Origin of the sequence: Ruegeria sp. A3M17, from assembly GCF_003318255.1 — a bacterium.
Taxonomy (GTDB): Bacteria; Pseudomonadota; Alphaproteobacteria; order Rhodobacterales; family Rhodobacteraceae; genus Ruegeria.
Window position 1 is genome coordinate 300,003 of the sequence record NZ_QOCF01000028.1, and the last position, 24,282, is coordinate 324,284.

At 53.4% G+C, this 24,282-nt stretch carries 20 protein-coding genes and 1 tRNA gene; 11 read left to right on the top strand and 10 right to left on the bottom strand.

Going from position 1 to position 24,282, the window contains the following annotated elements:
- The first annotated feature begins 72 nt into the window (after positions 1-72).
- A complete protein-coding gene (locus DS906_RS15865; protein ID WP_147235281.1) occupies positions 73-795 on the top strand; it encodes a hypothetical protein in 723 nt (240 codons plus the stop codon).
- Between the two features lie 80 nt (positions 796-875).
- Here the strand turns inward: DS906_RS15865 and DS906_RS15870 are convergent.
- Positions 876-2,002, bottom strand: a protein-coding gene (locus tag DS906_RS15870) for an IS3 family transposase (RefSeq protein ID WP_113791078.1) whose coding sequence is annotated in 2 segments (ribosomal slippage) — positions 876-1,738 and positions 1,738-2,002 — 1,128 coding nt in all. Because the reading frame shifts where the segments join, the coding sequence is not laid out codon by codon here.
- A gap of 326 nt (positions 2,003-2,328) precedes the next feature.
- Between DS906_RS15870 and DS906_RS15875 the strand changes: the two genes are divergently transcribed.
- Both DS906_RS15875 and DS906_RS15880 read left to right on the top strand, forming a co-directional pair.
- Positions 2,329-2,808, top strand: coding sequence for a hypothetical protein (locus DS906_RS15875; RefSeq protein ID WP_147235284.1), 480 nt, complete (start codon positions 2,329-2,331; stop codon positions 2,806-2,808).
- 148 nt (positions 2,809-2,956) lie between these two features.
- Positions 2,957-3,496, top strand: a complete 540-nt coding sequence (locus tag DS906_RS15880; RefSeq protein ID WP_113791080.1) for an autotransporter outer membrane beta-barrel domain-containing protein — start codon at positions 2,957-2,959, stop codon at positions 3,494-3,496.
- Between the two features lie 520 nt (positions 3,497-4,016).
- Here the strand turns inward: DS906_RS15880 and DS906_RS15890 are convergent.
- The gene (locus DS906_RS15890) at positions 4,017-5,189 is read right to left on the bottom strand and encodes a helix-turn-helix domain-containing protein (RefSeq protein WP_113791082.1); all 1,173 of its coding nucleotides are present in this window, start codon (positions 5,187-5,189) and stop codon (positions 4,017-4,019) included.
- A gap of 14 nt (positions 5,190-5,203) precedes the next feature.
- Here DS906_RS15890 and DS906_RS15895 point away from each other — a divergent pair, with 14 nt between their 5' ends.
- From DS906_RS15895 to DS906_RS15915, 5 genes are all read left to right on the top strand, one after another.
- A complete protein-coding gene (locus DS906_RS15895; protein ID WP_113791083.1) occupies positions 5,204-5,557 on the top strand; it encodes an AraC family transcriptional regulator in 354 nt (117 codons plus the stop codon).
- Between the two features lie 238 nt (positions 5,558-5,795).
- Positions 5,796-7,415 (top strand): DUF1254 domain-containing protein, encoded by a 1,620-nt coding sequence (locus DS906_RS15900; RefSeq protein WP_113791084.1) that lies wholly within the window; start codon positions 5,796-5,798, stop codon positions 7,413-7,415.
- 82 nt (positions 7,416-7,497) lie between these two features.
- Positions 7,498-8,394 (top strand): transporter, encoded by an 897-nt coding sequence (locus DS906_RS22540; protein WP_233494817.1) that lies wholly within the window; start codon positions 7,498-7,500, stop codon positions 8,392-8,394.
- 156 nt (positions 8,395-8,550) lie between these two features.
- The gene (locus DS906_RS15910) at positions 8,551-9,513 is read left to right on the top strand and encodes a mechanosensitive ion channel family protein (protein ID WP_113791086.1); all 963 of its coding nucleotides are present in this window, start codon (positions 8,551-8,553) and stop codon (positions 9,511-9,513) included.
- A 175-nt stretch (positions 9,514-9,688) separates the two neighbouring features.
- Entirely contained in the window at positions 9,689-10,447 is a 759-nt protein-coding gene (locus DS906_RS15915) for a hypothetical protein (protein ID WP_113791087.1), read from the top strand.
- A gap of 341 nt (positions 10,448-10,788) precedes the next feature.
- On the opposite strand, the gene DS906_RS15920 is transcribed toward DS906_RS15915, so the two are convergent.
- A complete protein-coding gene (locus tag DS906_RS15920) occupies positions 10,789-11,178 on the bottom strand; it encodes a hypothetical protein (protein ID WP_113791088.1) in 390 nt (129 codons plus the stop codon).
- 607 nt (positions 11,179-11,785) lie between these two features.
- Between DS906_RS15920 and trpS the strand changes: the two genes are divergently transcribed.
- On the top strand, positions 11,786-12,787 hold the full coding sequence (gene trpS, locus DS906_RS15925) for a tryptophan--tRNA ligase (protein WP_113791235.1): 1,002 nt from the start codon (positions 11,786-11,788) through the stop codon (positions 12,785-12,787).
- Between the two features lie 213 nt (positions 12,788-13,000).
- Here trpS and DS906_RS15930 read toward each other — a convergent pair whose 3' ends face one another.
- From DS906_RS15930 to DS906_RS15950, 5 genes are all read right to left on the bottom strand, one after another.
- Positions 13,001-14,557 carry a relaxase/mobilization nuclease domain-containing protein gene (locus tag DS906_RS15930; RefSeq protein WP_113791089.1) on the bottom strand — a complete coding sequence of 519 codons (1,557 nt, stop codon included), beginning with the start codon at positions 14,555-14,557 and terminating at the stop codon, positions 13,001-13,003.
- Entirely contained in the window at positions 14,554-15,024 is a 471-nt protein-coding gene (locus tag DS906_RS22545) for a MobC family plasmid mobilization relaxosome protein (RefSeq protein ID WP_233494818.1), read from the bottom strand. Before DS906_RS22545 ends, DS906_RS15930 begins: the two co-directional genes overlap by 4 nt.
- Entirely contained in the window at positions 15,021-15,878 is an 858-nt protein-coding gene (locus DS906_RS15940) for a hypothetical protein (RefSeq protein WP_113791090.1), read from the bottom strand. The genes DS906_RS22545 and DS906_RS15940 overlap by 4 nt, the downstream gene beginning before the upstream one ends.
- Positions 15,879-16,033: 155 nt before the next feature.
- A tRNA-Arg gene (locus DS906_RS15945) sits at positions 16,034-16,110 on the bottom strand.
- A gap of 313 nt (positions 16,111-16,423) precedes the next feature.
- Positions 16,424-19,663 carry a M10 family metallopeptidase C-terminal domain-containing protein gene (locus DS906_RS15950; RefSeq protein WP_113791091.1) on the bottom strand — a complete coding sequence of 1,080 codons (3,240 nt, stop codon included), beginning with the start codon at positions 19,661-19,663 and terminating at the stop codon, positions 16,424-16,426.
- Between the two features lie 542 nt (positions 19,664-20,205).
- On the opposite strand from DS906_RS15950, the gene DS906_RS15955 reads away from it, so the two are divergent.
- Together DS906_RS15955 and DS906_RS15960 are read left to right on the top strand one after the other, a co-directional pair.
- Complete coding sequence (locus DS906_RS15955; RefSeq protein ID WP_113791092.1) at positions 20,206-21,231, top strand: LacI family DNA-binding transcriptional regulator; 1,026 nt, start codon at positions 20,206-20,208, stop codon at positions 21,229-21,231.
- Between the two features lie 4 nt (positions 21,232-21,235).
- Complete coding sequence (locus DS906_RS15960; RefSeq protein ID WP_113791093.1) at positions 21,236-22,450, top strand: winged helix-turn-helix domain-containing protein; 1,215 nt, start codon at positions 21,236-21,238, stop codon at positions 22,448-22,450.
- Positions 22,451-22,459: 9 nt separating this feature from the next.
- On the opposite strand, the gene DS906_RS15965 is transcribed toward DS906_RS15960, so the two are convergent.
- On the bottom strand, positions 22,460-23,149 hold the full coding sequence (locus DS906_RS15965) for a fumarylacetoacetate hydrolase family protein (RefSeq protein WP_113791094.1): 690 nt from the start codon (positions 23,147-23,149) through the stop codon (positions 22,460-22,462).
- A 488-nt stretch (positions 23,150-23,637) separates the two neighbouring features.
- Positions 23,638-24,072, bottom strand: a complete 435-nt coding sequence (gene hpaR, locus DS906_RS15975; protein ID WP_113791096.1) for a homoprotocatechuate degradation operon regulator HpaR — start codon at positions 24,070-24,072, stop codon at positions 23,638-23,640.
- Positions 24,073-24,282 lie beyond the last annotated feature (210 nt).

Genomic DNA, 24,282 nt, shown 5'->3' on the forward strand with positions numbered 1-24,282 from the left:
CAGAATTCCGGCTCTGTATAAGAACCGGTTCCCCGGGCACCTATGCCTAAATCCAACCAAAGGACCAATGATATGAGACCCTTTCTATTGACCAGTGCTGCCGTACTGGCCCTGTCCATCGCGACGCAATCGACCGCCCAGGAGGGCACCAATGTTAGCTATGACGCCCCGGAAAGCATGTCGCTGACTTTCATCTTCCACATTGACGACGGCATGGCCGAGCAGGATGTGTTCTATGAAAAAGTCCCAGGCTCGGGTGAGGTGCACCGCCCAACCGCAGCGACCCGCGACATGGATGCACCGCTCTACGCGCCGGGTATTGAGGTGAAGCACAACTTTCTGGACACAACTGATACCGGCCCCTATCCCAAGGGCCGCCCGCTTGGACTGACACTGGGTGAATGGTTTGCAGCCAAAGGCAGTGGCACCTACATCTGCGAAAATGGTGTTGGAACCGTTGATCTGGCCTTTGAAAACCTCGTGCCCGACGGTGTCTACACAATCTGGCATGATTTTATGGTCTGGCCACCGACCGACCCGTTCATCGGCACATATGATCTGCCCTTTGGCGCGCGTGACGGGTCAGAGAATACCTTTGTCGCGAATGATGACGGGTCAGCTGATTTTGAGCGCACGATCTCACCCTGCCTGCAACTGAGCGGAGAGCATCTTGCTGCTGATCTGGGGTTGGCATGGCATTCTGATGGTCAGACCTATGGCCCACTTCCCGGAGAGTTTTCGACCGTCACACATGTTCAGATGTATGTGGCATTGCCTGAGCGTGCTGGTCTCTGAGGTCAGGGATCAGGGCAGATTTCGCACTTGCCCTGATTCAACCAAGTGAGCAGCCTCATCTAACTGGTCCAACCTGATTGTTAGTGCATCATCGGCCTTTGATCCATCGGGATGAAGGTTTCGGGCGCTGGCGCGCGATAGCCCAGAGCACTGTGGGGGCGTTTTGTGTTGTAGTGTTTCCTCCATTGCTCGATCAGAATTTGAGCTTCGTGCAGGTTGTAGAAGATTTCACCGTTGAGCAGCTCATCCCTGAACCGGCCATTAAAGCTTTCACAGTATCCGTTCTCCCAAGGGCTTCCTGGTTCGATGTAGGCTGTCTTGGCCCCGACAGCGGCAATCCAATCCCTGACGGCCTGGGCAACAAATTCCGGCCCATTGTCTGAACGTATGAAACGGGGTGCTCCTCGAAGTATGAACAGATCCGTCAAGATATCGATCACGTCGACCGAGTTCAGCTTGCGCTTCACTCTAATCGCCAGGCACTCCCGGCTATGCTCATCAAGGATGTTCAGCGTCCGGAAGGTTTTGCCATCATCGGTGCGACAATGAACGAAGTCATAGCTCCATACATGATTGCGATACTCCGGCCTCAGCCGAAGACACGAGCCATCGTTCAGCCAGAGCCGTCCTTTCTTCGGTTGTTTCATCGGCACTTTCAGCCCCTCTCGTCGCCAAAGCCGTTCAATTCGCCCATCGCTGACAGACCATCCAGCCTCTCTCAGCAGTGCAGCGATCCTGCGATAACCATAACGGCCGTATTGACGGGTCAGCTCGATCATGTCGGCTACCAGACGGTCTTCGTCTGCGCGACCTTGTGGGACGCGCCGTTGCGTGGACCGGTGTTGTCCAAGCACGCGGCAGGCGCGTCGCTCAGATACTTTGAGCTGGCTGCGGACATGATCGATGCAGGCACGACGACGAGCGGGGCTCAGTAGTTTCCCTTTGCGGCTTCCGTCAGGATCAGCTTGTCCAGAGTCAGATCAGACACCGCGCGTCTCAACCGCTCGTTCTCTTTCTGAAGCCGTTTCAGTTCCTTCAATTGATCAACACCCATTCCACCGTACTTCTTTCTCCAGCGGTAATAGGTTTGTTCAACAACGCCGATCTGTCTGATCGCATCAAGACGGGACATGCCTTGCCCCATCAGAACTTCAACCTGCCGTAACTTCGAGACAATCTCTTCGGGCTTCGGTCTCTTGTTTGCCATTCGTGGTACTCCGTTTCCTAAACATAACGGTGGACCAGTTCAGTTGGGTAGGCTCACACTCGCTCTGATCCATGAAAAATTTGCGGCAGAGCCTTTGTCTTCTGATCAAAGTAAAGGTAACCAGTGCAGGCTAGTGTCGTCCAGTCGCAGGCCAAAGAAGGTTTGCAAAGATGCTAGTGAGTTTCAGGGGTAATAACCAAACAAGCATACATTTTCCCTGGAGATCTGAGTACGCCGTTGATTGAGTGGGTCGATGTACAGGTCTAGCCCTGATTAGAAGTGGATCCCCATGTTTCCGCGGGCAATGTTTTAGGAGAGCGATTAGCATGAATTTAGTTAAGAGACTTACACTATGCATTGTTTTTGGAAGTTTGTTTGTTGCGTCGGCAGCTTGTGCCCACGAACAGCGTCGAACTGCTGTCTTGTATGTCGCGACTGCCGAAACCATGGTTTCTGACGGTACAACAATCAGCCTTTCAGGATTTGACGCGGATATCGGTTGGTTCACAGATCGCCCAGAACGAAAAACAGGTTCGATATCATTGGAGCTGTTCTTAGAAAGTTGGGTGTCAGGAAATGATAATTTTGCTAACGACCCTCCCAATGCCGTGCTGACCATTGAAGGTGAGATTAGGCATCCAATCGTTGCAGAACTCAGTAAGCCTCGACGGGAAGGCGCCACTGTGACTTTCAAAATCATGGTGCTGAGCGGCACATTGCCCACTCAAGGGGGAAACTTATCGATAGTCTTCGATGGTCGTTACGATTGCAAGACGGATGAAGTTGAGGAATGCGAAGATTTTTGAAGATCCAAGCACAACTGTCACTGTGCCGTTAATTATTGGACGCTGACTTTAGAAAGTTGAGCAAAATCAGTGCTTGATTCTGCCTTTAATTTCTGGACTGTATCATTAATTGCCAGACTGTGCCCTTAATTCCCGGACGGAGTGTCCTGTGGATAAGTTGCGTGGGGGAGGATCAGGCGGGGTTGAGACAATCTCGGCAGATTTCGACGGCTGGTTCGTAAATCCTGCAGTTACCATCACCAAGCCAACGCAGATCGCAGGTCACGCGATCGAAGGAAGCTTTGGCGTGCAATATGCAGGACTGTTTCTGGACAGCTATACCGAGACCGGAACAGCCTCACCGCAAACCATTGACAGCCGTACGGTTCACATGGGCATTGCCCGGCTCAAGCTTGCAGCCCCGAAACAGAAAATCACCGGCGATGGATCGATCCTGACCTATCGTCTGCAAGCCGGTCTTGACGCGCGGACAAACTTTGGCGGCGACAGTATTGATGGCGTTTTGCTCGGCCAGAATATCAGCTTCAACACCGGCGGCGACAACAACACCCTGGGTGGGTTCCTGAACGTATCCGGTGAATACCAGACTCAAAACGGGCTAACCATCAGTGCCGGAACCGAAGCGATTTTCGAAACTTCAGGTTCCTATCAACTGTCCGGTCGCGTGGGTGTGGAGTTCAGGTTCTGATTGCGCGAACAAAGGGTCGTTGAGCGCAAAGCAGACCTTGAGGTGTTCAGCAGCGAATTGCAGCATTGTCCGCGTTGCAGACCTTGATGTGGCGTGCGGCGAAGGTCCGCTGAGCGGACATAGGGTGAATTCGCTGCAAGTGCACCAATGGCGGTTATCCGCGTATCGCGCCAACTACTGTGTAAATTGGACTCCATTTCAACCAAACACTTTGAACTGACCAAGGAGGCTTAAAGATCGTCTTCAGTACGAGCGCATGTCTGAGACAGAAATCATCATTGACGGTGGTCGCCGCCAGCGCTGGCCTGTTGCTGGGAACCTGCGGATTATGGAGCAGCCTCCGTATGGCGGCCAGAGCATTTTCGCCATTGCCCTTCGCAATGGCATGGCTCTCAATCTGCTGTTCTATCGGTGCAATCGATGTTCGAAGGGAGCAGTGCCTTTGCCTCCAAAGCCGTAAAATTTCCGTGGCTTAGCTGTCGGGAATTTTTGGCAGCGTTGGCTGGGTGTCAAACTTTCCTCACGTACTGGAGCTCTCCGTCGAGGACCTTCGGCGATATTGGCTTGGTGTAAGACCTGTATACTTCCGGAATGCACGCGTGAAGTGTTGTGGGTGCTCGTAGCCCGCAGTGAATGCGACATCGATAATTCTAATACCAAGGTCATCCAGCAGCGCGCACGCATTTTCAAAACGAGCTTCCTGAACAATAGCGGTGTAGGTTTTGCCGTGCCGTGCCAATGCTCGTTGAAGAGTTCTGCGCGACAAACCTGTGATTTCGGCCATAAGATTCAGGGACGGATATGCATCCTGAAGATAGGGGGCGACAACGCGCCTGAGGCTTCCGACGAAGTCGATCCGGCCTGGAGAAACTGTCACTTCGGAAGAACCATTCTCGGCTGGTGAAACACAGGGTACGGCCAAGCTGGTCACTGGAACCGTGACAGAAGTGTGCAGTTGACCAAACTTTATTCTGGTGTTGGGGTACGCTTCCTCTGTTGAGATATGGTCAGCGGAGTGTGACATGATTGTAATCTCACCAGGGCACCAATCAGCACCGCAGACGCTGCGCAGGATTTCAATAGATGAGTGAACAGCGACCCATTCCGGCCCGGCCAAAGCGTGGTGGCTTCGAAAATCGATCAGATCAAAGTAGATTCTATAAACAGACCCCTCTTGCTGAACGCCTACTGAAATGGCTGTGTTTTCAATTGGAGCGACTGCTGCAAACGCCTGAATGAGAGCCAGACCAGTAGGCGCGTTCAGCAAGGCTGACTGCATATTTTGTGACAGTCCGGAAATACTTGCGGACAGCGCTGCGTGGTGTCCGAATTCGACAATATTCAGATCACGGCTGCACTGATCGACAAATTCCAACACCTGCGGCATGCTGAGATAGGCATCCGGACAGTCTTCGATCATTGTCGGGAGTTTCGCGCGCACCAGCTCTCGATCAACCGGAGCACCGATTTCACGAAGCGAAGACGTATACGTAAGCAGGTGCGCGGCGCGGACCAACGGTATTGTTTTCATCCAGAAATTCCTCCCTGGCTGGCACTCGACAATTGCCTGTTCTACGCCCTTGAAGAATATGCACAAAATATGCCAACCCGCAATCTCTGTAAGCGACGGCGCGTAATGGTCAGACGCCGAGCAACAAAGCCCCATACAATCAGTGCAGAAAATACGTTTCATGAGGGAAATCGTATATGCCGGGTCAAAATGCGGAAAGGCGAGTCGACATTGTAGCTCTTACAGATGTGGTGGATGCATTGGTTCGCGACGGCAGGGCCACAATCCAGAGCGTAGCAAAAGAAATGGGCATGAGCAGCCGATCATTACAGAGATATCTGGCCGTTTCGGGATTCACCTTTTCAGATATTCGCAACCAAGCTGTGAACCATGCGGCTATGACGATGCTTACCCATTCCGAGTTATCCATCGCGGCGGTTTCCAAACGGTTGGGTTACAATAACCCCAGCAGTTTCACGCGCGCCTTCGTGCGATGGAATGGCGCGACCCCAGGTATCTATCGACGCCAAATGCTAAAAAAGAAATCTTAGCCGGATTGTGGCGCAAGATGGTCAGAAATCCGGATCTGATTGAGGATACTATCAGTTAACGTCGACTGGCTTGCGAACGAGAAACTATCAACTACTCAAAACTCATGTAGCAATATGAGACTAAATCAACATCCGTCGCTACGTCGCCAGCCGCACAAAATTTGCGTGACATTGTTGTGTCAGTGTCATCAACTTCAGAAATAGTGTTTTAATTTAATGCATTAACCCGGAGGAAATCATGAATCACCTTTTTAAAACTTTTACTTCAGCGGTCGCGCTTTCTATCGCGGTTGGACCGTCTTTGGCGGACGTCTCGAAGGAGACTATCGACTCCCTTGCCGCTCCCAACAGCATCGACACCCGCATTGGTACACTCGAATTCACCAAGGGCGTGCCCAGCGAGAAAACCGCCCAGAATGTCTTCGATACGGTGGACTTCACTCGGGCGCTGAATGCCTACAATAACAGCTTTCGAGGCGCCTCAGCTTTGGCATTGAAGAAAGGCTTCCAAAGCGTTGGCGCGGAAAGTGGTGACATTGTCATTTTCTCGGAGCTGATGGATTCGAACTCATTGTTCCTGACGGCCAACGCCGACACGATCTATTACTTGGGGTGGATCGATCTGTCGAAAGGTCCGGTTGTGATTGATCAACCGTCGGGTGGACTCGGCGCGCTCAACGACATGTGGTTTCAGTGGATCATCGACATGGGCAAACCAGGCCCGGACCGGGGCTTAGGTGGCAAGTACCTTGTAGTTGGGCCGGATTACGATGGGCAGGTGCCCGAGGACGGATATTTTGTCGCCCACGCCAAGACCAACAATATCCTCTATGCGTTGCGTGCCTTCATTGAAGCTGGCAAAGATCCCAAGCCGGCAGCAGAAAATATTAAGAACAACCTGAAGATCTATCCCTATCAGCCAGGAAGCTATGGCACGGCTATCGCAGAGGCGCTTGAGGGCAAGGTCAGGCTGGCCGGAGAGCCCAAGATCCCCGAAATGAAGTTCGTCGAGGCGTCTGGCTTGTCGTTCAACACCATCCCGCCCAGCGATTATGGGTTTTTTGAGATGGTCAATGAAAATGTCCAGAATGAGCCGGCGACAAGCAATGATGTCGAGCTTGCCGGGCAGTTGGCTGCAATCGGCATCCGCCATGGCAAGGAGTTCAAGCCCGACGACCGGATGAAGAAGATCCTCACAGATGCTGCCGCCGCAGGGCAGGCTTTTGGTCGGGCATTGCAATGGCAGGCGCTCGATGTGCACCCCGACTGGGCATATTATGAAAATTCCTATTGGACGAGCATGCTTTGGGAGGGCGGCGCGCTATTCGAAACCCCGCCCCCGGCTTACGAAGACGGCATGTTCAAACCCTATCCCCCTACAGGCGCGCGCACGCTCGACAGTCGCACGGCCTTCTACTACGCCTACACACTCGACAGCCCTGGTATGATCATGCGTATTCCTGAAGTCGGCTCTCAGTATCTGATCGGGTTTCTTGATTCAAAAGGCGAGCCCTTTGACGGCGCAAAGACCTACAAGGTGACCTTGCCCAAGGACATCCCGGCCAAAGCATTCTGGTCCTTCACGCTGTATGACAACCAGACGCGTTCGATGTTGCAAACGCCGCAGAAATGGCCGCGCGCCGGCAGTCAGAGCTATCCAACAGCTGCGGCGGTTTCCGGCGAAGACGGTTCAACCGTGGTTTATTTCGCACCCGAAAAGCCTGACGGTGCGGCCGACGGGAACTGGATTCAAACTGATCCGGAAAAGGGTTGGTTTAACGTCCTCAGGCTCTATAGCCCCATGCCATCCTTCTTTGACAAGTCGTGGCGCCCTAGCGAAGTCGAAGTCGTCGAGTGAACCAAACCGGGCCGGGTATTCCCGGCCCGGTTTCCTAACGCTTGCGTCAGTAACCCCACTTCGTAGGTGACCGAGATGTATAATGATCAGGCCAAGCGGCGTTGATGGAAGGGGCTTTGTGAGAACGGATAATCCACGTGATCGGCTCAACCAAAAGGATTACCAGATGCTACGTAATGCACTGTTATTGACTTTCGCTCTCGCGCTTCCGGCGGTTACAACTGCGCAAACGGCGAAAAGTTCATCCGGTGGAGGAAGCGCAGATCTTGCCAAGAAGTTGTCCAACCCAATTGCAGATCTCATCAGCGTTCCATTTCAGTTCAACTACGACGACGGGTACGGAGACGGCTCTGGTAACAAGGGTTTCGTCAATATCCAGCCTGTGATTCCGATCTCGATCAGCCCGGATTGGAACGTCATATCTCGCACGATCATTCCGCTGGTTGATCAGGATGACATAAGGCCGGGATCGGGCTCGCAAAGTGGTGTCGGCAACATAATTCAGAGCTTCTTCTTTTCACCAAAGAAACCAACCGCAAACGGCATCGTCTGGGGGGTCGGCCCGGTGTTCCAGCTGCCGACCGCTTCTGATGACATCTCGCCTGACCAATGGGGGATTGGTCCGACTGGCGTTGTCTTGAAACAAAAAGGACCCTGGACAGTTGGAGGTCTTGCCAACCATATCTGGTCCGTGAGCGGCAATTCCGAGAACGGCAAAGTGTCTGCAACGTTCTTGCAACCGTTCCTGGCCTACACGACACCTAAAGCTACGACATTCACGCTCGACACTGAAAGCACTTATGATTGGGAAGCTGAAGAATGGTCTGTTCCGATCAACTTTGTTGTCTCCCAGGTTGTAAAACTGGGTAAACAACCCGTCCAACTGGGGCTTGGTGCGCGCTATTGGGCTGATGCGCCGGACGGTGGTCCCGACGGATGGGGTGCTCGGTTCCAAGTCACATTCTTATTTCCGAAGTGAAGGCAGCGAGCCAGAGCCAGCTAATTGAGGCCAGCTAATTGAAGCCAGCATATTTACGTCGGACGACTGCGATCTGAACAGAAATCCCAATGGGTCTGAAGCCCGGTGGATAACAAGGAGTCATCTTGCACACAAAGTCAAGAAAAGGGGGCACAGGTGAAAAGCGACAGAAAACACTGGGCTATCGTTGGCGCAATTGCGATTGTGTTTGTAGGGGTTGAGATCGTCTTCGACGACATATTGATCGACAGCACAACGAAGGAAATTACTTCGACCGCCAAAGTGCTGATTGTGCTTGTCTTAGGCAGTATTTCGGCTTTGGTGTTGACCGGCGTGCTGCGCCGATATCTTGTTTCACAGATCCCTGAACCACATGGAGAGGACGAAACGCTTCACTCCTCTTCTCGGGCGCTGAGTGTCTTGCCGTTGATCCGCGCTTTGCTGATCACTTTCATTTTTGTCATCTCGGTATTGGTAGTGATGTCGGAGCTTGGCATTAACGTCGGACCAATGCTGGCAGGAGCAGGTGTCCTCGGACTGGTGCTGGGCATGGGAGCACAAAGCTTGTTGAAGGACATTCTGGCCGGAATATTCTATATCGCAGACGATGCCTTCCGTATTGGCGAGTACCTTGAATTTGGTGAAATGCGGGGCACGGTGGAACGTATTTCACTGCGCTCATTGCAGATACGGCATCACAGAGGCGCGTTGCAAACGGTGCCCTACGGAACCATCGACTCCGTTTCGAACCTGAGCCGGGACTGGGTGATCACCAAGATGGCCTTCCAGTTGCCCCACGATACCGACATCATGAAGGTCAAACGGATCGTTAAACAGATTTCCGCGGAATTCATGCAGGACCCGGATATCGGCCCCACCATGATAACGCCACTGAAGTTTCAGGGTATCTACGATATCGATCTCTATGGCCTGACCGTGCGGCTCAAGTTCACCTCAGTCCCCGGCGAACAATTTTATGCCCGCCGCGAGATCTACAGGCGTCTGAAAGCCGAACTTGAAGCCAATGGCATCGAGTTTGCAAGGCGGTCCGTCAAGGTTGAGAGTTCTGCGGATCAATTTGCTGCGGCGGATGATGAGGATGACTTGCAAAGAGCTTAGATTTCAGAAGATTCGATCCCGCTAGTCTTTTTGCACAATCGGCTGAATACAATCCGTTGGCGCTGTATGATAAATGGGAATGATCAGGCTGTATTTTCAACGCTCCGCGTATCAACGAAGGTAAGAAGATGTGTTTGGTCATCAACAGGTGGTCCCACAGAATGAGTGTTTGCTAATGAATGAGACGCTTTTAACCGCAATTGTCATCATCGCCGGCACTGTCATTGCGATCTTGCTCGTTTACCATGTTTCTCACTGGTTGGTTGGACCCGAACCAGATGCAGTAACGAAAGAGCTTTCGGGTTCAATTCTCGGCCGGGTGTCGGCGATACACGCATTGATCCTTGGTCTGGTCTTTGCTCAACTCGCTCTGGATTACCGGATTTTGCAGAGTGATCTGGGGTCTGAAGCGGACACGGTATTGCAGATTGTAACTGACGCAAAACTGCATGCCGGGAAAGGGAGCGAGGACATCATCGACGGTGCAAAAGACTACATTGATGTGGTGGTGACCCAGGAATGGCCAGAACTTGCTGCGGCAGATGGTAGTATCGGTGCTGGGCGCGATGCCTGGATGAAGGTGTATCAGGGTTCTCTCAATCTGGTGTCAGACAGTCCAGTTCAGCAGCGTCTGCATGATAGCCTGGTGGTAAACGCACGCAAGTTGGATCAACTTCGCAGTAAGAGGTCAAACATTGCCAATCGTTCGAACCAGGCACCGTTCTGGTTCGCTGCAATTGCCGGTCTTGTCATTATTTCCATCAGCTTTTTTGCGTTTGCGCCATCGGGTTTAAACATCGTATTTGTGGCTTTGTTCGGCGTTTACAATGGGATTACCTTATTCCTGATTTACTCTTTCGCAAATCCCTATGCGCCTCCGGGCGCGCTTGAACCGGTTGCGCTGTCGCGCGTGGGAGTGCTTATTGGGCAATAGTTTGTTGCCTCATGTCAGATTTAACTAATGGTGCAATAAACTGATGGCGTTAGTTTGTATGGCAAACGGATCGCAATTACAGGGCGGAGTTCTGATGCAAAGATTTTTTCAAGCAGAATACTGTTCTGATTTTCATCCAATGAGTAGGTGAAAACAGGGTCAGCTCAAGCATTTTTGAGCTCCAACCACCTGGTTTTGGCTATCAATTTGGCTTCAGGTTGAAGACCAACAGGACGATTTCTAAGTTTTTGACGGCTCCCAGAGAGCCGGCGGCACAATCAATTTTCCAGGCAATCGACGGAATACTTGCGCTCCTAAAAATGACGAACAAAACTTCGTTTTTACTGTTCGCAATGGCTACGAGCCACGTCCACCGGCAAATGCTCCCCTACAGATAACTCATTCAAGTCAGCGGACCCTTCAGATGGTGTAATACCTGCCGTTTTGGGGTCCAGGGTGAATTGGACCGCTGACCGACGGTCTGTTGTTTCGCTGGGACCAAATCCCCGCACGACATAAACTTTGGCATTTGGAGATGCTTTTAAGTCAATCTGAGCGAAGGAGCCCGCGACACACCAAAATGCCTCCCCACTGAACTTTTCTTCAGCGACGGCTTCATACACAGCACCGTTCACTTTATTCACACTATACCCGTCGCGATCAAATGTGCCAGACGACGACACCGTTGGTGTTAGCGAGGTAGTGGCTAGTAATGCAAAGAAGATCTTCATTGTAATTGCCCTTCTTTTGTAAATATTTATCAAATAATAGTGATAGTCACGATTCAAGTCCAAGAGAGAACGCTTGTGAATGCCAGGAGGCAAAACCGCAAACTCTCATCATGAATGAGAGAGCGACGAGGCAAGTCAGACTGAACCCACCCGTTACACTTGTGACAGCAAGAGTATCGGTTTGCGTTTAGTGTTCTTCCGCAAACACACTGGCTCTAACTACACATACCTAAATTGTGCTGAACGGCGGCAATCCACCACTTCTCTGCCGTTTATGCTCTGCGCAGCATTTAGTAATAAGGGCTCGCACAAGACCTTAGCTGCGAGTTGCTTGGATGGCGGCAGGGCGGGACGAAGGGGGCTTTCGCTGCGGCTGCGCGAGTGTCCGCTTCAGACGCTCAATCCCTTTACAGGCGATGCCGTATTGACCGACCTTGGTAAGAGCATTACATGCGGCTCTATGGAAAGCACAAAAATCATCTCGAACTTTTGGTGGCTGGTCTCCTCATAAGGCGACTGGACAGTATTCTATTCCGAGGTCGCCGTTTGGGCGGCCTTTTTTATTTCCATGCGTCCTGCGGCACCTCTTCTCAACGAGGACATGCTCATGACCAAACCAATCATTCTTACCGGAGACCGCACGACGGGGCCTCTTCATATCGGCCACTACGCAGGTTCGCTTGCAAACCGTTTGGCGTACCAAGACAGTCATGAGCAATTTTTGCTTCTGGCGGACACTCAAGCGCTAACTGATAACGCTCACGATCCTGAAAAGGTACGACGCTGCGTGATGGAAGTTGCTCTTGATTACCTTGCTGTCGGCATCGATCCAACACGCACGACAATCTGCCTGCAATCGCATCTACCAGCGCTTGCGGAACTGTCGATGCTGTACCTCAACTTCGTCACTGTATCCCGCTTAGAACGCAATCCAACGATCAAAGATGAAATCCGGGCGCGTGGATACGGCCGTGATATACCTGCGGGCTTCCTATGCTACCCGGCGGCACAAGCCGCTGATATCACTGCATTCAAAGCAACCGTCGTCCCGGTGGGCGACGACCAAGCGCCACTCATAGAACAGACCAATGAGATAGTGCGTCGGATCAATTCCACCGCTAACCGAAAGGTACTTCCCGAGGCTGTCGCTGTTATCCCAAAGGCCGGACGGCTTCCCGGCATTGACGGCAAAGCGAAGATGTCTAAATCAGGTGGCAACGCTATTCCACTTTCGGCATCGACAGATGAAATCAGCGCCGCCGTCAAAGCGATGTTTACCGATCCGAACCATTTGCGTGTCGAAGACCCCGGACAGGTAGAAGGCAATGTTGTCTTCGCGTATCTGGACGCGTTTGATGAAGACAAGATCGCTGTTAAAAAGCTGAAGGCAATGTACCAGCGAGGCGGTCTTGGCGACGGAGTGGTCAAAAAACGACTGGACGGCATACTGCAAGAGCTGCTTGCTCCTATTCGGACGCGAAGAGCGCAACTGTCGAAAGACCCCGCCTATGTCTTAGACGTAATTAGAAAAGGTACGGAGATTGCACGAGACCGAACAAATGCCACCAAACGCGAAATTGTCGAACACCTTGGGTTGTTCAGGCTTTGATTTGTAAGTTTTGGCGTTGGAGTTGCCGTTCGTACATCGCGCAGCATCAGTCACATTGGGCTCTTTCGAGCTCTTCGCTGCATTCTACATGAAGTTCCGGTTTATCCGCATACGCACCCAGCAAAGAAATCGCAGACGTGTGGTGAATTGCTGCAGAACGAATCTAAGATTCCCACTGCAGACCCTCGAACCACGCCAATATTTGCAGTTAGATCAAAGCGAATGTCCGGCGCTGCGGTGGCTATCTCTCGCGTCTAACTCTCTTTCAGTCGCTTCTCGGCGTCTTTCGCTAGTTTCCAGCTGGTCTCTAACCCCGCCTGCAGCGTCGCGCAATTCTGCTCCTCGCGCAGCAAGTCGGCCAATGTGGTGACGGACGTGAGATGTGATTTCATCAATAGCGCCACGCAATGCGCCAAGCCATTCACCTTGCTTTCGATCTTGCTGGTCGAGCGCTTCTCCAAGGCGTGCAATTCCTTGGCTGAACTCTCGCAGGCCGTCACCAACCGCTCGACGGATGCGAGCAATTCGCGTTCCAATGCTGTCAGGGTCTGTGTCATCTAGGGTTCCTTGAACTCGATACAGATGACCGGCGTCCCGGCCATGGTGCAGGTCTTCAATTCGGTCCGGTCGGGGTCCAGCGTCACCCATGTCTGCCCAGCCTGTTCGATCCGTGTCAGGCCAAGCCTCGTCATCTCCGAGCGCGTGATCAAGCCCGTCCAAAACCAACTCGCGATCAGCACTGTCGCGATCCAGGATGAGACCATCACCACGATCACCCAGGGTGAGATCGTCAACCAGCGCCTGATCGTCTCGCTCCGCCTCTCCAACTCGCTCCTGCTGTCGCTCAGAAAGAACCTGATATCGGTCTCGATTGTATGCAGCGCGCTGGTCGCAATGCTGCTGAAATCGCTCCTGAAGCTCTCCAGTTGAGATGCCATCAAGGCGGCGTGGTCGCTCCGGATCGTTTCCAGGTCCGCGTTCAATTTCTCGGCGAGGCGGTTCGGCTTGCCAGTCGTCATGGAAAATCTCTCCTTTCAAACGCCAGCGCTCGCCGGTGTCGGGGTCTTTGGCGGTGATGCAATTCTTGCTCGCACGGGGGATCTCGAAACCCGCCTCTGATAGCGCGTCGATCATGCTAGCGCGGCCGGTGATGCTGCCGACGCTGATCTGATCGAGGATCCATTCGTGCAGCGCCTCGCGCCCTTGCGCGCGTGTCGGCGCTTCAATCGTCGCCCTCACTTCGCGCGCGCGATCTGGCTCCAAAGGGTCTGCCCAACCGTGGGTCTTGTTCATCAGATCACGCAGGCTGGAAAAAGCGTTCTCATGTCCTGGCGGCGCGATGTTCAGCGCCTTGCCCGTGCTTAGCTCAAGGCGTGGCGCGCAGAAGTGCAGCTCGACATTGCCTTCATGCGAGTGGCGCACCCAGAGGCAATCGTATTGATCCCTGTCCAGCCCAGCAAAGGCCAGAGCCTCAAATAGCTCAATGGCCTCTTGCTGGGCGTCGGGACTGGGATCATCGTAATCGGCAAAGCTGATCACGCCTGCCGTGTAGCTCCACTTGTTGGGGCTCGCGTCGATCAGGTCACGGGTTTGGTCTGGATTGCCGTGCAGCACCTCTGGCAGCGGGTCTCGAATCTTTGTTTGCGGCTGACCGGTGTCGTCGCGGATCAGGTTGCGGTTCTCGTCATAGGCCAGAACTTCGCGTGCAGTCAGGTAATCCACGGGGGCCGCACCGCCACCAGTGCCGGTGGAGAAGAACGAGATGATCATTCGCCGCCGCCTGTGTGCGCCGCCACAATCTGCGCCATCTGCCGTTCGATGACCACCAGCCGAGCAGCGACCTTGAGCGCATCGATCTGGCTCGCGCGGCCGGACTTGACCGCGCCGTTGATCCAGCGGGAGAGCTGATTGAGGTTGCCGCCGACGCGGACAATCGCAAAGGTCAGTTTCGGGTCAACTCGGGGGACGGGCTTGCGCCGACGTGCCTCGGTCAGCCCCAAGGCCTCGCGCATCAGCGTGGCATTGGGCAGGCCAGCGGCGCGCGCCTTGGCCACAAGTGCTGCCTTTTCCGACGGGGTGCATCGAAAGATCACGCTCTCGGAATGGCCCTCTTTGACGCCGCTTGCGCGCGTCTGGTTGGGGTTTGAAGGGGAGGCTTGCCGCCCCTCACAAGTCCCGCCGATGTAATCGGTGGGTACCCTTGCTCTCTGCTCTTTGTGGGGATCAGTTGCGTTCATGCTCGAAGCCCCGCCGCCTCGATTTCAGCAGGGCTGACCAGGTTTGCGGCCAGCAAAGCGGTTACTTGGCCGGGCGTGATATGGCGGCACAGCGGATGGCGGTCCGTGACCCAGTTGGCCAAACCTTTTAGCAATTCCACCTCTTTGGCCTTGCCAACTTCTCGAGCCTCCCCGACTTCGTGAAGATATTTCAACCAACGGCCAGACGTGAACCAATTGTCGGAGAAGCACACCTTCGAGCGGGTGAAACCTTCGCTGTCGGTCGCATAGGCCCGCACGGCGTCCTCGAGGTCTTTGGCATCCACTCCGTCGGCCAGCGCTTGGCGGATTTGCGAGAGACAAACCGCTTTCCCGCGAACGCGATCCTCGGGATAGGCGGACAAAATCTTTTCAGAAACTTCATCCTGCACCGCCGCCTTCGCGTGCGAAGGATTTGGTTTTTGATATGGTTTATATCTGTTCTTATAGGATTTGCCCTCTGGGGCAGATGGCTTGCCCTCAGGGGCAAATGCATCATTTTCCCTTTCGGTCGGATCGATTTGCCCATTTGGGCAAATGGAGTTGCCCAAGGCGTACCAGCAGGTCCGATCATAACGATCGTCGCTGAAATTGCCCTTGATGATCAGCTCCGCGCTGACCAGCTTTTCGAGCGCCGTTCGGATCTGCTTTTCGCTCAGATAGGGGAACAACTCACTAAAGGCCGAGATCGAATTGTAGGTCCAATACCGCCCGTCTCTAAGGTTACGGCGATTGGCTTGGTTCTTCTCGATCCAGAAGGCGATGTTCTGGAAAATCACCGCTGCATTGAGGCCGACACGTCCGGCGATTTCGGGATCAAAGCTATGGCGGCTCATGATTGACCCCCGAAAAACGCACAAACGTGCGAATTTTGTACAGGTTTTGTACGAAAAATCGGCCATTTCAGCAGATTTCGGCCTGAAAGCTGGCGGGACTTTTTGCACGCTTCTGCACAAAGGCCTGTAAATAAGCCATATTTTTCAGGTTTTTTTGGCGACCCCGGCAGGATTCGAACCTGCAACCTGCCCCTTAGGAGGGGGCTGCTCTATCCAGTTGAGCCACGGGGCCTTCCTTTGAGAACAACAGGTACGACTTTCCTGCAGCCTACGATTAGAGAAAGCAAAATAAACGGTTCACAGAGCCTTGCTTATTCGATCAGTGACGGCATTCCAAGGGGCCTGAGCCCTCGCTTTTTGAAAGACAGGGCGTGCAGTTGATCTAAGCGTTGCCTACATCGACGGTTTAAAGCAGGATACCCTACGCAGCTTCAGAACGTCAGCTATCCCAAACAGATACAACATATTTACTTTTCGCCGTTCCGGCCCTGCGCCAAGCAGCCCCGCCAAAACCTACGGGACTGACGTTGGCTTCTTTATTGCTTTTAAAGAAGAAAGGCGTCGTCTTCTAACAAGGTTGAAATCACCAGATCATCGTCTTCGATGCCTTCGAATTCCTTCAAAAGAGACCCAGCTTGCCCCTCAGAACCTTCGTTACCCGACCGTTCAGACCGGCCTGAGAACAACAAAGAAAAGTCATCTTCAATTTCGTCCGCCGGCAAGAGATCAGAAGCGAATTTGAGAAGATCAGCAGGTTCCTCCAAAATCGCGTTGTCCGAAACTTTCTTGGCGCTTACCGCAAGCCCTGCCGTTGGCAAGAACGGGCTCAGCCTTGGCTCGTCATACCCATTATTGCCATCGCCGTTGAGATCGTACTGATAGAAGCTTTCAACGTCGATCACGTCCTCAACGGCTACGCTGCTAACAAATTCTCCGATACCGTTGACCGTCCATTCGCTAAACGCGCCATCCTCATTCTTCCACAGCACTTTAAAGCCATCCTCGAATGCTTCGGCATGAATCGCCTGCCAACCGGGAAAGCTGTTGGGGCCGGTTTTGGCTCCTTTCAGCGTCAGTTCGATTGAGTCATCGATCAGATAAACACCGCGTGTTGATGAGGCGAGCGTGGTCGATCCGTTAGTTTCAATAGTGGTATTGAAGTGTCCCGTTCGGCCGTCGTCATTCAGATCGACATTATAGAACTCTTCGACGTCGATGACATCTCCGACCCCATTGCTACCTTTAAACTTGCCGTCGGCGCCAACGGTCCATTCGCTGTACGCACCGTCCGCGTTCTTCCACAGCACCTTGAAATCACCATCACTGGCTTCTTCGGCGTGAATCGCCTCCCATCCGGCTAGGGTACCTGGGCCGACCAGCCCATCGTTTAGGGTCAGACCAATATTGTCGTTTAGAAGGTAAACGCCATGAGTTGACGAGTAGAAAGACGTGTCCCCGTCATTTTCGATAAGGGTTGAGAAGTGTCCAATCCGGCCGTCGTTATTCAGATCGACATTGTAGAACTCTTCGACGTCGATGACATCTCCGACCCCATTGCTACCTATAAACTTGCCATCGGCGCCAACAGTCCATTCGCTGTACGCACCGTCCGCGTTCTTCCACAGCACCTTGAAACCATCCACAATGGCTTCGGCCTGAATCGCATCCCATCCGGCCAAAGTGCCGGGGCCGACCAGCACCCGCCCATCTTCCAGGGTCAGACCAAAATTGTCGTTCAGAAGATAAACGCCATGAGTTGACGAGTAGAAAGACGTGTCCCCGTCATTTTCGATAAGGGTTGAGAAGTGTCCAGTCCGGCCGTCGTTATTCAGATCGACATTGTAGAACTCCTCGACGTCGATGACATTTCCGACCCCGTTGCTGCTTTGAAACTGGCCTGCGCTGTTGACGGTCCATTCGCTGTACGCACCGTCCCCATTCTTCCACAGCACCTTGAAACCACCTTCAATGGCTTCGGCCTGAATCGCTTGCCAACCGGCAATGCTGTCGGCACCGATAAGGCCGCCATTCAGGGTCAAGCCAATATTGTCGTTCAGAAGATAAACTTCATGAGTGGACGAAAAGAGCGAAGTGCCCGCGGTGTTTTCAATAAGGGTCGAGAAGTGACCGGTCCGGCCGTCGTTATTCAGATCGACATTGTAGTATGTTTCGAAGTCGACAATGTTTTGGATACCAGCGCTGGCGACAAACTGGCCCGCGCTGTTGATATACCACTCGCTGAATGCTCCGCTTGCGTGCTTCCAAAGCAGTTTATAACCACTTAAATACACTTCGGTCTGAACCGCTTGCCAGCCTGCAATCGAGTTTTGCCCAACGGCCTGTCCATTCAAAGTCACACCGACGTTCGAGTTGCCCGCATCCACTACGTAGACACCCTGATTTGCGTGCTTCAGTGTCAATCCCGTAGCGTCTATATCCGAAAGCTGTGTCCCGTTTATGATGCTTGACCGGTCATACTGAATCAAACCGTTCTGAAATTGGATAAGCTCCACGTCACTTGAAATCGAAAACGTGATACGCGTGACGACATTCAAAAACTGGTACGTCGCACCATTAGTAATGAACAGATAACCGCTCAGCGCACTGACAAACCTGGCGATATCTGTGCCGGTCCCGCCGGAAAAAGATCCAGCATTGCTTGAGATAACGGCAACATCATTGCCTTGTTCGCCAAATACCTGATCGGCACCGGTGCTGACCGCGACGTAAATCAAGTCGTTACCGTACCCGCCGAAGATAGAGTTATTGCTTCCATCCGAAAGTGACTGGAACGTGTCGTGGCCGCTGTTGCCGCGCAAAATGTTCTGAGCATTGTTACCAAAAATCAGATCATTACCTGCACCGCCATAGGCGTTTTCGATCACAACGCCTTGCGCGATGGTAAATCCGCCTTTTACTCCTTCGGCAAACGAAATTACACCGCCACCGGTGTCCGTGTAATCCAGTGTCGCCGGACGCAAGTCGATTCTTGCGTTCGCACTACCCTGATACCAGATCGAGTCATTACCGCCGGTGTCCCAGATAGCCTGATATCCGACACCTGCGACGTTCGCGGACGGGATGACATATGTGTTATTCCCCGAATTGGTCGAAGTGTTCGCACCGTACATGGCCTGAAGCGCCGCAATGTCCAGGGCACCCAAACCGGTCGACCCGCCATAAGTCGCATTTGCCGAGAGAGTTCCATTCTTAGAGGTCCAGCCGTCATTGTATGACATGACTGTGTAGACACCCTGATTAAGGCCGCCGACACCAAACGAGTTGAAAGGCGCAGTGACACCGGCCATGACCGTCGTGCCCAGACCATCATCCTGAGGGTGACCTAACCCAAGCGCGTGGCCCAACTCGTGCAGCAATGTCGTAAAGAAGAATCCACCCGGGTCGCCATTGCTGTTAAAACCGGCCTTCCAGAAATCTGTATTGAAGGCGCCAATAGAAGCCCCAGTCGACGGAGTAGAATGAAACCCAAGTGCATTCGGTGAATCAAAAAACGAACTCGGTGCGATAGCTTCCACCAGATCAGCCGACCCAAAGTACTGAGTTTCGACAAATCTGACGTTTGCCACAGCTTCTATCGCAGAGAGAGCGGCACGAAACTCGGCCTTGTACTCCGAAGTCCAAGCCTGCGTGTCGGAAAAGTCTCCGAGATAGTAAGTAAGGGTAGTTACAGTCGCGGGGTTGCCATCGCCATATGCGCGCGTACCTTGAATTGCACTTAGGGGGGAGGATGCAGGCGGTCTTGCGACAAATGTAGTAGCAGTCATTATGGATTCTCAACTTAAACGATATTGATTGCTCGGGTTTTCTCTAAAAATGATGACCCAATTAAGGCGACCAAACCTCACTTTCGTGAAACTCAAAGAAAAAGACAACAGACTTAGCTGTTTACGTGAGGTTAAATGCATCTACCCTATTAATACCGTTTATCAATCCCTCTTTTTGAAGATGTTCGGTTAAAAAACCCACACTAAATCCTCAATATGCAGGATGCTAAAGTAGAAATGGAAATTGGTTGTGCAATCGAATTTCCATTACGTTTTTGTGCTGTGTTGTCGATGTCTGGCGAAGTGTGATCACGCGTCGCCTGACCTATCCGGCCAGTTCGTCGCTCTTTGGCATGACTGCCTATCATTCAGACAGGTTTCGTGAGCACTTAAGAGGGGGCTGCTCTATCCAGTTGAGCCACGGGGCCATGCGACGCTCTCTTTAGCCCGGTTTTTCAACCTTGTCATGGCCTTTGCGCGACGGTTGTAAAACTTGCGCTGTTCACGCTACCATCAGGCAAAACAACATCGCAGGTGCCTCAGTGACAACAGAAACCAAACGCCCGCTTACCCTTCGTGATGTTTCGGAAGCGTCCGGGGTGTCGGAAATGACGGTCAGTCGGGTTCTACGGAACAGGGGCGATGTTTCGGACGCCACGCGCACCCGCGTATTGGCCGCCGCGAAAGAGCTGGGGTATGTGCCCAACAAAATCGCGGGGGCATTGGCCTCAAGCCGGGTGAATTTGGTGGCGGTGATCATCCCCTCGCTATCGAACATGGTCTTCCCCGAGGTTCTGACGGGCATCAATCAGGTTCTGGAAGACACTGAGTTGCAACCGGTTGTGGGCGTCACCGACTATATGCCGGAAAAAGAAGAGAAAGTGCTGTACGAGATGCTCTCGTGGCGGCCATCCGGGGTCATCATTGCCGGTTTGGAACATACGGAAGCCGCGCGGGCGATGCTGGATTCAGCCGGTATTCCGGTGGTCGAAATCATGGACACAGACGGCAAGCCGGTGGACGCGATGGTTGGGATCTCTCATCGTCGTGCCGGGCGCGAAATGGCGCAGGCGATCCTGAAGGCTGGCTATGAGCATATCGGGTTCATGGGCACCAAAATGCCGCTGGATCACAGGGCCCGCAAGCGGTTCGAAGGCTTCACCGAAGTTCTGGGAAAACACGGCGTCGAGATTGAGGATCGCGAATTCTACTCTGGTGGATCAGCTCTGGCCAAAGGGCGTGAGATGACACAGACGATGCTGGAGCGGTCCCCCGATCTGGATTTCCTCTACTACTCCAACGACATGATCGGTGCAGGTGGGCTATTGTATCTGCTAGATCAGGGTATTGATGTGCCGGGACAGATCGGCCTGGCCGGGTTCAACAATGTCGAGCTTCTGCAGGGCCTGCCGCGCAAGTTGGCCACAATGGACGCCTGCAGGTTGGAAATCGGGCGCACAGCCGCAAAAATCATCGCGGCGCAATTGGCCGATCCCAACGCCGAGATCGACACGCGTGTGACCCTGACCCCCAAGATCAGCTTTGGCGACACCCTAAAGCGGCGCTGAACAAGTGGCGCTGCAACGGCTGGACAACCGAACAGCTCGCGCGCTGTTCATGGATCGTCATGCATTGGCCGAGCCGCCATCGGGCGGCGCAAAAGGCTCGGAATTGCTGGACCTTATCCATCGGCTTGGCTTTGTGCAATTGGACAGCATCAACACGGTTGCACGCGCGCATGACATGATCCTGTTTTCGCGACGTCCATCCTATCGGGCCAACAACCTTAAGCGCCTATACGAACGTGACAAGGCGCTGTTTGAACACTGGACCCATGACGCCGCTGTCATTCCGATGGCGTTTTATCCGCACTGGCATTTGCGGTTTCAGCGCGATGCGGATCTGCTGAAGTCCCGATGGAAGAATTGGCGCCGCGACGGGTTCGAGCAGCGATTTGCAACCGTTCTGCAACATATTCGGGATCACGGGCCGGTCTCTTCGTCCGATGTTGGCAAGGACGAGAAAAAGGGATCCGGCGGCTGGTGGGACTGGCATCCGTCAAAAACGGCGTTGGAGTTTCTTTGGCGCTCGGGCGCACTGACGGTTATAGGGCGGCAAGGATTTCAAAAGCGCTATGATCTGACAGAACGGGTGATCGAAACGCATCTTTGCCCGGGCAATATGTCCTGTGATGCCGAGGAGACGGTGGATTGGCTGTGCAACGCGGCGCTTGACCGGCTGGGGTTCGCGACGTCTGGCGAACTGGCCGCATTTTGGGACACTGTAACAACAAGCGAGGCAAAATCCTGGTATGAACAGGGTCTAATTCAGGGAAAATTGGAAGAGATCGAGGTGACATGCGCGGACGGCAAGCTGCGCAAAGTGATCGCCCGACCAACCGTTTCCGAGGATGCAGAGGCTGCACCCCGTCCCTCGGGCCGCATTCGGGTCCTTAGCCCATTTGATCCCATGCTGCGCGACCGCAACCGGGCCGAACGGTTGTTCGGCTTTCACTATCGCATCGAGGTTTTTGTACCCGCCGTAAAACGTTCTTACGGTTACTATGTGTTCCCGCTGCTTGAGGGCGGCGGATTGATCGGGCGGATTGACATGAAAGCCAACCGGGATCGCGGCGTGTTACAAATCAGCGCCTTATGGCCGGAACGATCCGTGCGCTGGTCCGATGCCAGAACCAAAAGGTTGCAATCAGAGCTCGAACGGGTCCGACGATTTACCGGGCTGGACAACGTAGAATTTGCCTGCGATTGGTTGAAAGACCCTAAATAGGGTCTTTTGTCAGATCAGACTCAGGCTGATAGGCTGTAACCCGTCAATCCCGCCTTCCAGGACATCGCCCGCCAAAACCGGGCCAACGCCGGCCGGTGTGCCAGTCAGGATCAGATCACCGGGTCGCAGGTGATAGTATCCAGACAAATGGGAGATGACCTCATCTATCTTCCAGATCAGCTCTTCCAGCGTCGCGTCCTGCCGCGTTTCCCCGTTCACGCTAAGATAAATGCGTTTATTGTCGTCCGGGGACCAATCTGCCGCGCGGGTCAACGGGGCTAGCACGGTGCCGTTTTCCAGATCCTTGCCCAGATCCCATGGACGCTGTTTATTCCGTTCGCGGATTTGCAGGTCACGACGCGTCATGTCCAACGCACAACCGTAGCTATAGACTGCGTCCAGCGCCTCGGCCCGCGTCGCACGAAAAACGGGTCTGCCGATCGCGACCGCCAGCTCCATCTCGTGGTGAAAATTCGCAGTTCCCGGCGGATAAGGCACCGTTGCACCCGACAGAACCGCGTTTGGGGCAGATTTTGTAAAGTAGAACGGCGCCTCACGATCGACCTCATTTCCCATTTCGGCCGCATGGGCCGCATAATTGCGGCCAACACAGAAAATGCGTCCCACGGGATATGTCGACAATTCACCCTCAACCGGGATCGAAATCGGGTCGGGTAAGGAAAACAGATTGTCCGGCATTAAAGCCCCCTAACTGCAACTTGCAGCTTGTTTCTAAGTTGGCAGGACCAGTTGAACAAGTCTTGCTGGATCGCGCCGGGCATCACCATCATGCGAACTAGCCCCATGGCTGGCCGTTCACAATTCAAAGTTTCGCCTTGGAAAGCCTTGGGTACGCGCTACCTTTGGTTGTATCATGGATCACGCCACCATCGTTTTGACACTCATTCCCTGGCGATATCCGAAATCCACCCGTCGCTGATCAGGTGATTTGCCTGTAGGCGGGTGCAACTGAATCAGAGAGCGACGGCCATAGACCTGTACCCCCACACGGTCTTTGCGTCCGGATGTCCGCTTATTTTCAGGTGGCTGTTTCTCTGAGGTGTGAGCCGGATAAATCCATCCGGCCACGGGCCAGACACGCAGTCCAGTCAAAGTCTGGCCACCCCGCCGGAGGATACCCATACTTCTCTGGCGGGGGCAAAAGCCTTCGCATGCGCGACGTGCGATCAGGTCTTCAAATCATGCAGATCGTTCAGCAGGTCCAGCAGCGCTTCGTGCCGATCCGAGCCTAGCTGGGTCTTGATCTCCTCAGCCAGACGTAGTGTCACCTGCATGTTGTCTTGGATGATCTTTTCGCCCTTGACCGTGATATCGATGATCTGACGTCGCTTATCCTCGGGATGGACCCGGCGCCGGATCAAATCCTTGGCTTCCAGTTTTTGCAAAATGCGCGTCAGACTGGGCAGCAAAAGGCACGATCGATCCGCGATATGCGTTGGCTCTTGAGGGCCTTCTTCTTTCAGAACACGCAAAACGCGCCATTGCTGTTCCGTAACACCCGCATCAGCCAGCATGTTCCGAATGGGCCCCATGACCCTTTCGCGCGCCCGCAACAGTGCAATCGGCAATGAGCGGGACGTATTAGGCAAGTCGCTGGTCATAGTGGAATTTTTGCCCAAATTGGATCAAACTGCAACTGGTCAAGCGTTTTACCCATGATATCAGAAGCTTGACCGTGTAATATACAACCCTTTTAGGCACAGTGCTGCATCGCGACGCATTTCAAAATTAGTAAACAAAGCAATTAATATTGACGTTTTCTTCATAATGACGATCACTGGACGTACAAAGAAACTAAGTCCCGGTCCGAT